10 protein-coding genes are annotated in these 12162 nt (G+C 70.7%); 4 read left to right on the forward strand and 6 right to left on the reverse strand.

All coding sequences use genetic code 11. The features are described from left to right. Window positions 1-243: 243 nt before the first annotated feature. Window positions 244-486, forward strand: a complete 243-nt coding sequence (locus AB0G04_RS28230) for a hypothetical protein (RefSeq protein ID WP_360988419.1) — start codon at window positions 244-246, stop codon at window positions 484-486. Window positions 487-890: 404 nt separating this feature from the next. On the opposite strand, the gene AB0G04_RS28235 is transcribed toward AB0G04_RS28230, so the two are convergent. The 3 genes from AB0G04_RS28235 to hrpA form a co-directional block, all read right to left on the reverse strand. Beyond that, window positions 891-1625 carry a LamG-like jellyroll fold domain-containing protein gene (locus AB0G04_RS28235; RefSeq protein WP_360988421.1) on the reverse strand — a complete coding sequence of 245 codons (735 nt, stop codon included), beginning with the start codon at window positions 1623-1625 and terminating at the stop codon, window positions 891-893. A gap of 57 nt (window positions 1626-1682) precedes the next feature. Beyond that, on the reverse strand, window positions 1683-2069 hold the full coding sequence (locus AB0G04_RS28240; protein ID WP_360988423.1) for a DUF6401 family natural product biosynthesis protein: 387 nt from the start codon (window positions 2067-2069) through the stop codon (window positions 1683-1685). 81 nt (window positions 2070-2150) lie between these two features. Beyond that, complete coding sequence (hrpA, locus tag AB0G04_RS28245; RefSeq protein WP_360988425.1) at window positions 2151-6065, reverse strand: ATP-dependent RNA helicase HrpA; 3915 nt, start codon at window positions 6063-6065, stop codon at window positions 2151-2153. A 128-nt stretch (window positions 6066-6193) separates the two neighbouring features. Between hrpA and AB0G04_RS28250 the strand changes: the two genes are divergently transcribed. Next, entirely contained in the window at window positions 6194-6565 is a 372-nt protein-coding gene (locus AB0G04_RS28250) for a response regulator (protein WP_360988427.1), read from the forward strand. Here the strand turns inward: AB0G04_RS28250 and AB0G04_RS28255 are convergent. Beyond that, on the reverse strand, window positions 6562-8916 hold the full coding sequence (locus AB0G04_RS28255; protein ID WP_360988429.1) for an ATP-binding protein: 2355 nt from the start codon (window positions 8914-8916) through the stop codon (window positions 6562-6564). The genes AB0G04_RS28250 and AB0G04_RS28255 overlap by 4 nt on opposite strands. Window positions 8917-8935: 19 nt before the next feature. Further along, entirely contained in the window at window positions 8936-10033 is a 1098-nt protein-coding gene (gene gsmA, locus AB0G04_RS28260) for a sporangiospore maturation cell wall hydrolase GsmA (RefSeq protein ID WP_360988431.1), read from the reverse strand. Between the two features lie 173 nt (window positions 10034-10206). Here gsmA and AB0G04_RS28265 point away from each other — a divergent pair, with 173 nt between their 5' ends. Then, window positions 10207-11115 carry a phosphatase PAP2 family protein gene (locus AB0G04_RS28265; RefSeq protein ID WP_360988433.1) on the forward strand — a complete coding sequence of 303 codons (909 nt, stop codon included), beginning with the start codon at window positions 10207-10209 and terminating at the stop codon, window positions 11113-11115. A 263-nt stretch (window positions 11116-11378) separates the two neighbouring features. Continuing rightward, complete coding sequence (locus AB0G04_RS28270) at window positions 11379-11843, forward strand: general stress protein (RefSeq protein ID WP_360988461.1); 465 nt, start codon at window positions 11379-11381, stop codon at window positions 11841-11843. A 190-nt stretch (window positions 11844-12033) separates the two neighbouring features. Here AB0G04_RS28270 and AB0G04_RS28275 read toward each other — a convergent pair. Next, window positions 12034-12162: sigma-70 family RNA polymerase sigma factor (locus AB0G04_RS28275; protein WP_360988463.1), on the reverse strand; the 129-nt coding region annotated here is incomplete at its 5' end.

Raw genomic sequence — 12162 nt, forward strand, 5'->3', positions numbered from 1 at the left:
GTCCGCACGTCTCTCCGTTCTGGGTTCCGGCACGTCCGGGCCGGTGCTTCGCACCCCGTCCGGGCCTTCCGGCCGCACTTTCCGTGGTTCCGGTGCAGCGGTTCTCCAGCCGGACACCGGACTTCCGCGTCGCGAGCTCCGGCATCGCGGCCCGGCCGTCGCTGAACGCTGATCACACCGTTGCGCCTCCGTGGCGCGACGTGCCCCGCTCCCGTAGCCGGGAGCCGCAAGGAGGTAATCCTTATGCCTGCCAAACCGTTTTCCGTGCACCTGAACCTCGACGAGATCGCCCAGCGCGACATCGCCGCGGCGTTGCGTCCCGGCACCACGACCGGCGGTTCGGACGACCGGCAGACCGGTACGACCGGCGCACACCACGGCGCCCGCGACGCCCGTCAAGCGGCCCGGGAACGTTCCGGCCGCGACCGCGCGGGCCGTGCCGACCGGGCTTCCGGCGGCCGTTCCTACGCGTTCCGCCGCAGCTGACAGGTAGTGGCACCGGACTGGAGCCGGTCCGGTCCCACCGGCCGGACAATCGCCTGGCCGGCAACGGCGTGGTATCTACACGCCAGTTCAGCGGCCACAGAGGAATGCCGTGGTCATGTCGCGTCGGGAACACATGGAAACGCCCCGGCGCCGCGATCCGCAACGAGAATGCCCGGCGCCGCCTGCGACGCCGGGCATTTCTTCGAACAGCCGCTGCCGGCCACGGCTGGGGCTGCGCGGCGATGACGCCGGATTGCCCGCGCTCCGGCCGGGCCGATACGGCGGCCGAGCCGACGCGCGGACCGGACCGACGGGAACCAGACCGGCGCGGCGGCCGAGCCGATACGGCGACCGGACCGACCGGAACCAGACCGACGCGCCGCCTGGGCCGATACGGCGACCGGTCAGAGGAGCTGGGCGAAGACCTCGTCGAGCTGTCCGTGGTACATGTCGCTGTCCTTGGCGAAGTTGGGTCCGCCGACGCGCAGCGGCATCGCGTTGTCGACCGAGGTGGTGGACGGCAGGGTGACCTTGGCGCCGGCGACACCGTCGACGGAGACCGCGAGGGTGGTGCCGACTCGTTCGCAGACGATGCGGTGCCAGGCGCCGTCGGCGACGGAACGGGCCGAGATGGCGGAGAAGGTCTGGCCGGTGGTACGGGCGACCATCACGCACTGGGCGCGGCCGGTCCGGCCGGTGACCTGCATCTTCCACTGGCTCTCGGCGTTGGCCACGCCCTTCTGCATGACGTTGGCGTTGCCGCTGAGCTGGGCGGTGGTGAGCCGTACGCTTGCGGCCCACCGGAAGTTGCGGGTACCCGGGTCGAGGTCGGCGTCGTCGGGTGCTTCGAGGAGCGCCTTGGCGCAGGTGGTGGCGGTGGCGGCGCAGACGCCGGGGAAGGACGCGAACCGGTTGGCGCCTTCGGAGGTGATGGCGACCTGCCCGTTGGCGGAGCCGCGAATGGTGAGGGCGGTGCCCCGGCCGGACAGTTCGGAGATCTTGCCGGCGTTGGCGCCGCCGTCGAAGTTGTAGCGGGCGACCAGTGCCGGGCCGGTGGGCTCGGCGGCGGCGTGGGCGGGGGCGCCGAGCAGGGGCAGCGTGAGCATGGCGGTCAGGGCCGAGAGCCTGAGGATCTTCATGAGAAAAAGATGACGTACTGGGCGGTTTGGTGCATAAAGTCCGGAAAATGTCGTCCGTTAGAGGAGGCCCTCGGACTCCGCGATCATGCAAACGGCGACCAGTCGCAGCAGCGGGAAGCCGGCGACCAGCCACTCGGGGGCGGTCATCGGCGCGAAGCCGGGCTCGGGGAGCGGGCGGCCGATCCGCACGGCACCCGCCGCGATCGACCGGGCATAGGCGGTCAGGCCCTCGGCGTCGATGATCCGGCCGGCGTCCAGAAGCGCCTCCCGCACGGCGGCGGCGTGCTGGTCGATCCGGGCGAGCAGGGCCGGCTCGGCGAAGGCGGCGGCGAGACCGTCGACACCGACCCGGGCCATCATCTCGTCGAGGTAGGCGCCGGCCGGGCGGGCGGCGGCAACGGCGGCGGCGATCGGGGCGGCGAAGGCGAGGTTCTCGTTCGTCATGCCGAGAACCCTAAGAGGCGCCGTGCGGCCACGACAGGGGCGTGACCGAACGGCACCGGGGCCGCACCAACCTGCAACCGGCTAGAGCGGCAACGCGTCCATTGCCTTGAATATGCGCTTGTCGGAGACGGGGTAGGCGGTACCGAGTGCCTGCGCGAAGTAGTTGATCCGCAGCTCCTCGATCATCCAGCGGATCTCACGCAGCCCTTCGGTGGCCGGTCCGTTGGCGGGTGCCGAGTTGCGCAGTTCCCGGTACTCCGACTCGATCTCGTGAATCTGCGTGGTCAGCTGACGGTCCCGGGCCAGGCTGCCGCCGAGACGGTCCAGCCGGTGGACGATGCCGCGCAGGTAGCGGGACATCTGGTGCAGCTGACGCCACCCGGTCTCGGTGACGAACCCGGCGTGCACCAGGCCCTTGAGCTGTTGCCGGATGTCGGTGAGCGCGGGCAGCCAGGCCGGGTCCCGCAACGACTTGAGGCGCTGTTCCACGTCGTACGCCGTGGACAGCACCGCGCGTACCTGGGTGACCAGGTTGGCGACCGCGTCGACCAGATCCTGCCGGACCGTGTCGCGCAGTGACGCGAACTCGACCGACGACCACACCGGTCCGCCCGCGTCGGCGACGAGCCGGTCCACGGCGGCGCCCGCGCAGTCGTCGAGCAGGTCAGCGATCGAGCGGTACGGGTTGGCGCGGGACAGTTCGAGTTTGGCCCGGTTGTCGAGCCGCCCCTGCAGGAACCGCGCCGCCGGTGGCAGCGTGAGCAGCAGCAGCCGCCGGGTCCCGGCGACCATGGCGACCCGCTGGGTCGCCTCGTCCTCGAACACCCGGATCGCCACGCTGTCGCCCTCGTCGACGAGCGCGGGCCAGACGTTGACCTCGTAACCGCCGCGTACCTGGGCGACCCGGCGCGGGATGGCCCCGAAATCGTTGGCGGTGATACCGCGCCGCTCGATGTTGCCGGCCGCCTTCGAGATGGTGGCCTGCACCTTGGGCGCGAGCTGGCGGCGCAGCACGTCGAGGTCGCGGCCCTCGGCGACGATGTCACCGGCCTCGTTGACGATCCGGAAGTTCATCCGCAGATGCTCGGGCACCTGTTCGGGCCGCCAGGCGTCGCGCGGCACGATGGTGCCGGTGAGCCGCCGCAGCTCGTTGCCGATGGCGTCGGGCAGCGGCCCGCGCCGGACCGGCACCCGGTCGAGGACGGCCTCGGCCCAGTCCGGTACCGGCACGAAGCTGGTGCGCAGATGCTTGGGCAGGGCCCGGATCAGCGCGATCACGACCTCCTTGCGGAAGCCGGGCACCGACCAGCCGAAGTCGTCGGCGTCGATCTTGTTGATCAGGTCGAGCGGCACCCGCACGGTGACGCCGTCGGCCGGCGAGTTGGGCTCGAAACTGTAGGAGAGCGGCAACTTGATGCCGGCGGACAGCCAGGCGTCCGGGAACTGGTTCGGATCGATGGCGTCCCGGCCCGCATTGACCACGTCCTCACGGGTGAAGGTCAGCAGATCCGGCTTCTCGACCCGGGCCCGTTTCCACCAGCCGTCGAAATGGCGTGACGACACCACATCGGCCGGGATCCGGGCGTCGTAGAGGGCGTACACGGTCTCGTCATCGACCGCGATGTCACGCCGCCGTGCCCGGTTCTCGATCTCGGTGATCTTCTCGAGCAGCCGTTTGTTCTCGGCGAAGAACTTGTGGTGGGTCTCCCAATCGCCCTCCACCAGCGCATGCCGGATGAACAGTTCCCGGGACACGACCGGATCGACCTTGCCGTAACCGACGCGACGGCGCGGCACGATCGGCAACCCGTAGAGAGTCACCTTCTCGAACGCCATCACGGCGCCCATCTTGCGGTCCCAGTGCGGCTCGCTGTAACTGTGCTTGACCAGGTGCGGAGCGAGCTTCTCGGCCCATTCCGGCTCGATCCGGGCGTTCACCCGGCCCCACAGGCGGCTGGTCTCGACCAGTTCGGCGGACATCACCCAGCGGGGCTGCCGCTTGAACAGCGCGGACCCCGGGAAGATCGCGAACTTCGCGCCGCGCGCGCCGACGTACTCCCGTTTCTCCTGGTCCTTCATGCCGATGTGGCTGAGCAGACCCGCGAGCAGGGCGGTGTGCACCGGTTGCGGCGCGACTCCGGCTTCCCAATCCTCTTTCAACGACAGATTGAGCGTACGGGCGACCTGCTTGAGTTGTGAGTAGATGTCCTGCCACTCACGTACCCGCAGATAGTTCAGGAACTCACTGCGGCACAGCCGGCGGAACTGGTTGCCGGACAGCTCCTGCTGTTTCTCCCGCAGATAGCGCCACAGGTTGAGGTAGCTGAAGAAGTCCGATTCCTTGTCGACGAACCGGGCGTGTTTCTCGTCGGCCTGCTGCTGTTTCTCGGCGGGCCGCTCCCGCGGGTCCTGGATGGACAGCGCACCGGCGATCACCATGACCTCGGCCAGGCACTCCTGCCGGTCGGCCTCGATGACCATGCGGGCCAGCCGCGGGTCGACCGGGAGCTGGGCGAGCTGGCGCCCCATCGGGGTGAGCTTGCGGTCCTCGAGCGCCCCGAGCTCTTCGAGGAGCTTGACGCCGTCGGTGATGTTGCGCTTGTCCGGCGGGTCGATGAACGGGAACTTCTGCAGGTCGCCGAGTCCCAGGTTGGTCATCTGGAGGATGACGCTCGCCAGGTTGGTGCGCAGGATCTCCGGCTCGGTGAACTCGGGCCGCTGCTCGAAGTCCTCCTCCGAGTAGAGGCGGATGCAGATGCCGTCGGACGTACGGCCGCATCGGCCCTTTCTCTGATTCGCGCTTGCCTGCGAGACCGGTTCGATGGGCAGCCGCTGCACCTTGAGCCGATGGCTGTAACGGCTGATCCGGGCGGTGCCGGGGTCGATCACGTATCTGATGCCGGGCACCGTCAGCGAGGTCTCGGCCACGTTGGTGGCCAGGACGATGCGCCGCTCGCTGTGCCGTTCGAAGACCCGGTGCTGCTCGGCCGAGGAGAGCCGTCCGTAGAGCGGGACGACCTCGGTGCCACGCAGATCCTTCTTGTTCAGCGCGTCGGCGGTGTCGCGGATCTCCCGCTCGCCGGAGAGGAACACCAGGATGTCGCCGTCGCGGGGAAGTTCGTCGACAGCGGCCGCGATGCCGTCGATCTGGTCGATCGGCTCCTCGCGAACCTCGTCGTCCTCGACGAGTGTGGTGGTCAGCAACGGCCGGTAGCGGACCTCGACCGGGTAGGTCCGCCCGGAGACCTCGATGACCGGCGCCGGCTTGCCGCCGGCCGCGGCGAAGTGCTGGGCGAACCGCTGGGTCTCGATCGTCGCCGAGGTGATGATCAGCTTGAGGTCGGGGCGCTTGGGCAGCAGGTCACGCAGGTAACCGAGGATGAAGTCGATGTTGAGGCTGCGCTCGTGCGCCTCGTCGATGATGAGCGTGTCGTACCGGTACAGCATCCGGTCGTTCTGGATCTCGGCGAGCAGGATGCCGTCGGTCATCACCTTGATCATGGTGTCATCGCTCACCTGGTCGGTGAACCGCACCTTGTAACCGACGGTCGAACCGAGCGGCCGGTCGAGCTCCTCGGCGATCCGCTCGGCGACGGTCCGGGCCGCGATCCGCCGGGGCTGGGTGTGCCCGATCTGCCCGCGGACACCCCGGCCCAGCTCCAGGCAGATCTTGGGGATCTGGGTGGTCTTGCCGGAACCGGTCTCACCGGCGACCACGACCACCTGGTGGTCACGGATCGCGGTGGCGATGTCGTCCTTGCGGGCACTGACCGGCAGCGCCTGCGGATAGGTGACCGCCGGCACCGACGCGAGCCGGCTCTCCAGGCGCAACCGGGCCTGCTCGGTCTCGGCCGCGATCTCGGCCAGCACCGCCGAGCGGGCGTCGTCGTCGCGGATGCGCCTGGTCCCCTCGAGGCGGCGCTGGAGCCGGCGCTGGTCACGCGGGAGCAACTCGGAGATCTGGGTGCGCAAGGTGGCGGAAGGCGTTATCGACATGGCGCGCCAAGAATAGGCGCAAGCGGCCCGGAACGCCTGGTGATTAACACCGCCCCGTGTCCCCCGGCAGCGGTCCGTCGATAACCCGGATGACGGGATCGCCGCCACGAACGAAGAAGAGGCCGACAGTGATCGTAGTTGCCGAGGATCACGACGACATCCGGTACGTGCTCAAACGCTCCCTGGAACGTGCCGGGCACCGCGTGGTGGCGGCAGCCGACGGGGCCTCGGCGCTGGAGGCGATCCGGGAGCACCGGCCCGACCTGGTCGTCACGAACGTCGACATGCCCCGGATGACCGGCCTGGACCTGTGCCGCGCGATCCGGGCCGACGACACCCTGCGGCACATCCCGATCGTGGTGGCGAGCGGCTCGCTGATGCCGGGCGACAACCAGGCCGAGGACGCGGGGGCCTCGGCCACCCTGCTCAAGCCGTTCGTCCCGGCCCAGCTGCTGGCGCTGATCGCGCGGCTGCTGCCGCCGAGGGTGAGCGCCGACTAGTCCTGGCGCTGGTGACGGCGCTCCGGGATCGGTGCGCGCAGCCGTCCCGGCGCGGGCTCGTCGGACGGCACGGTGCCGGGCGGCATGACGAGCCCGGCCAGGCTGGCCGCCTCGGTCATCGCGGCCCGTTCGGCCAGGGCCCGTTCCAGGGCCGCGCGAACGGCGTCCTCGTCCTCGGCCGGGCTGCGGTCGGTGCTGGTCATCTCAGGCTCCTCACTGGGATCGGCGGCGGGCAGGGTGAACCAGAAACGCGTACCCCCGCCGGGGTTGTCGGCGACGCCGATCTCGCCCCCGTGCCGCTGGACGATGCGCTGGCAGATGGTGAGGCCGAGCCCGGTACCGGCGTAGCCGGCAGCGGCCTCGGTGCGGTGGAACGTATCGAATATGTGCGGTTTGTCAGCATCCGGGATGCCGATGCCGGAGTCGGCGACCTCGATCCGGACCAAGCCCCGCCCGGCCGGGCCCGCGGCGACCTCGACCCGGGGCGTGCCACCGGGCCGGACGTACTTCATCGCGTTGCCGATCAGGTTGTCCAGCACGTGCCGCAGCATGGCCGGGTCGGCACGCACCATCGGCAGCGGCTCGAGCGACCACTCCGGCACCGGCCGGTCCGGCCCGAGACCGGCGACCCGCTCGTCGATGATCTCCCGGACCATCGCGGCCGGGTCGACGGCGGCCGCGCGCAGCGGGGCATGCCGGGCCGTCGTGTACGCCAGCATCGTCTCGATCAGCGCGTCCATCCGGTCCACGGCGTGCAGGATGCGGCGCAGCCCGTCGCGGATCCCGTCGCTCTCCGGCCAGCCGTCCGGCACGTCCTCGAGGACCAGCTCGGCGTGCCCGCGGGCCATCGACAGCGGCGCCTTCAGGTCGTGGGCCACCACGCCCGCGAAGATCGACAGATCGGTCTCGTAGCGGCGCAACTCGGTGACGTCCCGGCAGACGGCGACCGCGCCGTGCTCGCCTGCGCTCGGGTCGAGCGGCCGCCCGTCGATGCTGAGCAGCACGCCCTCCGGGTGTCCCGGGTTGCGGATGAGCACCTCGACGCCGTCGGTGGACTCGCCGTGGAGTGCGCGGATCAGGGGCATCTCGTCGAGCGGCAGCGGCGTACGGCCGTCCGGGCGGAAAACGCCGTAGTGCTCCTGCCAGTTCTCCGGGCCGACCGGCCGGCCCCGGACCCCGAGCAGCCGCCTCGCCGCCGGGTTCTCCAGCAGGAGCTCGCCGCGTGAGTCGATCACGCTGACGCCGTCGCTGATCGTCGTCATGATCGCGCCGAGCAGCTCGGCCTGCCGGCGGCTCTTGCCCTCGGCCTCGCGCAGGCCCGCGGTGGCCTCCTCGACCCGGGCCCGGGCCCGCGCCCGGCCGGTGGCCAGCACGTGCACCAGCCAGGCCAGCATGCCGGTGAGGATCAGCCCGGCGGCCAGCACGACCACCGGCAGGTACCAGCCGGAACCCACCAGGTGCCGGAAGTCGCCGTGGGTCTCCAGGATCCAGTCCCGGTCGCCGACCCGGACCAGGTCGGAACGGTGCAGGTCCGGTGAGCCGGGGGCGTTCCAGCTCGCGACCTCGTGCCGGCTGCTGTCGGCGTCGACCGACAGCAGTTCCCCGGAGATCTGCCGCTCGCTGACCTTCACCAGGATCTCGCTCAGGAAGTCACGGCCCCGGAGACTGGAGGTGACCCAGCCGCGGAACTGCGGGGTGTTCTCCCTGGTCCAGATCGGGACGGCCAGGATGAACGACTTCTGCTGCTCGGCTACGGGCACGTCGCGGCGGTCCCGGTCCAGGACGTACGCGTCGGAGACGGCCATGTCACGGTTCTCCCGCGCCTTGCGCAGGGTGTCGGCCAGCAGGTCGTTGGCGGCACGGTCGGCACCGGAGAGCGCGGTCGGTTCGGTCTCGTCGAGGTAGCGCAGGAACACACCGAAGTAGTGTTCGTCGAGGCGGGGGTCCGGGTGGAACGTCACGGTGGCGCCGCGGGCCCGCCACAACCGCTCGGCCGCTGTCACATCCTCGGTGCGGACCGGTACGACGTACGCCACCGAGCCGGCGCCGATCAGTCGCGCGTCGGCCAGCGGGCCGGTGGCGCCGTCCCAGTCCTCCCAGGTCAGCTCGGGATCGTTGACCAGGCCGGCGGCAAGCGTGGTGAGCAGCCGGTGATAGCGCTCGGTCTCACTGCGGATCGCTCGCAGCGCCATCTCGTGACGCTGGGTCATCTCGCGGGTGGCGGTGTCCCGCTGGGCGGAGTACAGCGCGGCGGCGGACAACGCGGTGGCGACCAGGCCGGCCACAAGCACGAGAACGGAGAGCAGAGGGCCGGTGACCCGCTGCGCTCCGTTCTCTCGTCGCTCCACCATATGGAGCGTATGCCGCGAATTACTTCCAGGTGTCGTAGCGGTACAAATCGTATTTCGTCATGATCCCGGTGACCTTGGTGTAGTAGCTCGGGTCGGTGGCGTACCCGGCCTTCCACACGGCCATGATGAACTTGTTCGCGTCCTTGGTGTGCGCGAACGCCGGGGCGTACCGCTTGTTGTTCTTGAGGAAATGCCCGTGGTCCCGGAACGACCGGGCCATCGACGCGTACGTCCGGAAGGCGTCCGACGTCTCGAAACACTTTCCGGCCTTGTCGCACTCGGTCGTGCGGTACACGTGGCAGCCGTCGGCGTGCGGGCCGAAGTAGCCGTTCTGGCACTTGATGCCGAAGTAGTTGCGGTCCGTCGCGGAGAGGCTGCTACGGCCCCAGCCGGACTCCAGGATCGCCTGCGCGATGGTGACCGACGCCGGCACCCCGTACTGCCGCCAGCCCTGCTGGGCACCGGACGACGCGGCAGCGATGAACTGCTCCGGGGTCAGCGAGGGCGCCGGGGCGGCCGGAGGCGCCGGGCAGGCCGGGACCGCACCGGAGACCACGTAGGCGTGCGAGAGGTACTGCCCGTCGGACAGCCTGTCCCAGCGGTCGGTGGTACGCACCGTGCCGGCGACCCGGGAACCCTGCACCGAGCAGACGATCTTCACGGTCGCGCCGTCGACGGCCTTGCGCACCACGGCGTTCTTCGCGGAGGGGCCGCTGCGCACGTTGACGGGCCCGTCGGCGGTACGCACCTTGCCGGTCACGTACGTCTGCGAGCTCACCGGCGGGGTGCAGGCCGGGATCCGGACCGAACCGAGGACGTAGGCGTGCGACACGTACCGGCCGCCGGCCATCCGGTCCCACTGGGTGGTGGTACGGACCTTGCCCTGCACCTTCTGACCGGTCACCGAACACTCCACGGTGATCCGCTGACCGTCGCGCAGGGTGCCCACGACGCCCGCGGCCGCGGTGGGCCCGGACCGTACCTTGAGCTCGCTGTTCACGTCGACGGTCACCGAGGTCCCGGCCGCCTGCGCGGCGAGCGGACCGGTCACCGCACCGGCCCCGGCGGCAAGCACCAGCAGCGCGCCGGTGAACAGTCGTCGGGTCTTGTGCCTCATGAAAGCGTCCCCTTCGTCCCGGCAGAGCCGGATAAATCCGTCGGCATCGGATACGAAGGTGCGTCCCGGTCGTTGCGCCCGCGGGGCCCGATCGGGTGCGCTCACGTTGCTGTGCTTGGAAATCGGCCGTACGGGGAAAGCCGTGTCGGCATCGCCAGCCCAGGAGGTCCTCGATGACGGAAGTCGCGTCCCGCCCGGTTCCCGCCGACACCGGCACCCGCTCGCCGGGCAGCACGTGGCACAACCTCAGCCCGCTACTCGCCGCGATCCTCGCCGCGGCCGGCGCCTGGGCCGTGCACCGGCTGTTCGTCGGCACCCCGCTCGGACAGGAGCTGGACACCGCGGCACTACGCGGCGGCGACTTCGACAACCCGAGGGTGAGCGAGGTGCTCAGCCGTACCCTCGATGTCACCCGCCTCGCCGTGCTCGCCCTGGTCTGCGTCGTCGCCGCCGCCTTCGGCGTGCTGCGCCGCCGCCTCGACCTGGCGATCGCCGCGGCCTTCGTGGTGGTCACCGCGAACGTCATCACCCAGCAGCTCAAGGCCGGCCTGGACCGCCCGCTGCTGGACGCCTTCCCGGCGCCCAACTCGTGGCCCAGCGGCCACGCCACCGCCGCCGCCTCGGCCGCGTTCGTGCTGGTTCTGGTCTTCCCGCGGGCACTGCGCGGCACCGTCGGCCTGGTCGGCGCCGGCTATGTCGCGATCGTTGCGGTCGCCACCGTCTGGGCCGAATGGCACCGCCCCAGCGACGTCATCGCCGCCCTGCTGATCGTGCTGGCATGCGGCTGCCTCGCCGTCTTCGGCGTACGCCTGCGCCGCAACGGACCGGCACCCCGCATCCACCTCCCGAACCGCCTCGTCATGGTGGCCCTCGGAGCGGCCGGGGTGCTCGCCACCGCGGCGGGGATCTTCGGCATGGTCGCGGTGGCCCTGTCCGAGAGCGCCCTCCCCGATCTGGTGTCCGGACGGTTCGCGTTCCTTACCGGCACGGCCGGCATCGTCGCCGCCACGGCCGCAACCTTCATCGTCTGGGTCCGGCTCACCGCCGGCGAGCCCGCACCCCTCAACGGAGGCACCAAATGAGCACCCCGCCCAACGACTCCCCCACCGCCCGGATCCCCGCCGACCCGCCCACCAGCCCCATCCCCGGCGCCGACTCCCCGACCGCACCGGTCCCGCCCGTGGCTGTCCCCGCGGCGCCGGCCGACTCCCCCACCGCGGTCATCCCGCCGCGGCCCTCCACCGTGCCCACGGCGTCCTCCGCGGTTCCGTCCGGCGGCACCGGGGTACCGCCGGGCCCGGCAGGCAGCGTGCCCTCGCTCCCCGCCCAGACGACCGGCACCGGCATGACGAGCGGCCCCACCGTGGTGGTCGGCACCTACCCCGACTACGCGCTCGCCCAGCAGGCGGTCGATCACCTGTCCGACAACAAGTTCCCGGTCGAGCGGACGTCCATCGTCGGCACCGACCTGCGCCTGGTCGAGAACGTCCTGGGCCGCCTCACCACCGCCCGGGCCGCCCTCGCCGGCGCGGCCAGCGGCGCCTGGTTCGGTCTGCTGATCGGCCTCTTCTTCGGCCTGTTCAGCGACTCCAGCTGGATCGCCGTACTCCTCACCACGGTGCTCATCGGTGCCGTCTGGGGTGCGATCTTCGGCGCCATCGCGCACGCTGCCACCGGCGGCCGCCGCGACTTCACCTCCCGCAGCTCCCTGCAGGCCGCCACGTACGAGGTGCACGCCGACACCGACGTCGCCGACGAGGCCCGCAACCTTCTGATCAGCCTCAACTGGCGGGCCAGCGGCGCGCAGTGACCAGCGTTCCCTCGCTCGGAAATACCGCTGTACGGGTTTCCGGGCGGCGGCATCCCCGCTGAGGACACCAGCGGTCCGGGCCGTCGGTGACGGCCCGGACCGGTGTTCGCTCAGCCGGCACCCGTCGCTGCCCCGAAAGACAGCGGTGACGCGTTCCCGCACTGCGGCGCGGGAGTGCCGGAGATCCTGCTCAGTCGGCCAGCTGACGGCGGAGCTTGGTCAGTGCCTTGGTGAGCAGGCGGGAGACGTGCATCTGGGAGATGCCGATCTGGTCGGCGATCTGGCTCTGGGTGAGGTTGCCGTAGAAGCGCAGCGTCAG

Source organism: Actinoplanes sp. NPDC023801 (genome assembly GCF_040639655.1).
Classification (GTDB): Bacteria; Actinomycetota; Actinomycetes; order Mycobacteriales; family Micromonosporaceae; genus Actinoplanes.

Coding starts and splice junctions, on each gene's coding strand:
- AB0G04_RS28230 (WP_360988419.1), top strand. CDS start 244: ATGCCTGCCAAACCGTTTTCCGTGCACCTGAACCTCGACGAGATCGCC.
- AB0G04_RS28235 (WP_360988421.1), bottom strand. CDS start 1,625: ATGAAGATCCTCAGGCTCTCGGCCCTGACCGCCATGCTCACGCTGCCC.
- AB0G04_RS28240 (WP_360988423.1), bottom strand. CDS start 2,069: ATGACGAACGAGAACCTCGCCTTCGCCGCCCCGATCGCCGCCGCCGTT.
- hrpA (WP_360988425.1), bottom strand. CDS start 6,065: ATGTCGATAACGCCTTCCGCCACCTTGCGCACCCAGATCTCCGAGTTG.
- AB0G04_RS28255 (WP_360988429.1), bottom strand. CDS start 8,916: ATGGTGGAGCGACGAGAGAACGGAGCGCAGCGGGTCACCGGCCCTCTG.
- gsmA (WP_360988431.1), bottom strand. CDS start 10,033: ATGAGGCACAAGACCCGACGACTGTTCACCGGCGCGCTGCTGGTGCTT.
- AB0G04_RS28265 (WP_360988433.1), top strand. CDS start 10,207: ATGACGGAAGTCGCGTCCCGCCCGGTTCCCGCCGACACCGGCACCCGC.
- AB0G04_RS28270 (WP_360988461.1), top strand. CDS start 11,379: ATGACGAGCGGCCCCACCGTGGTGGTCGGCACCTACCCCGACTACGCG.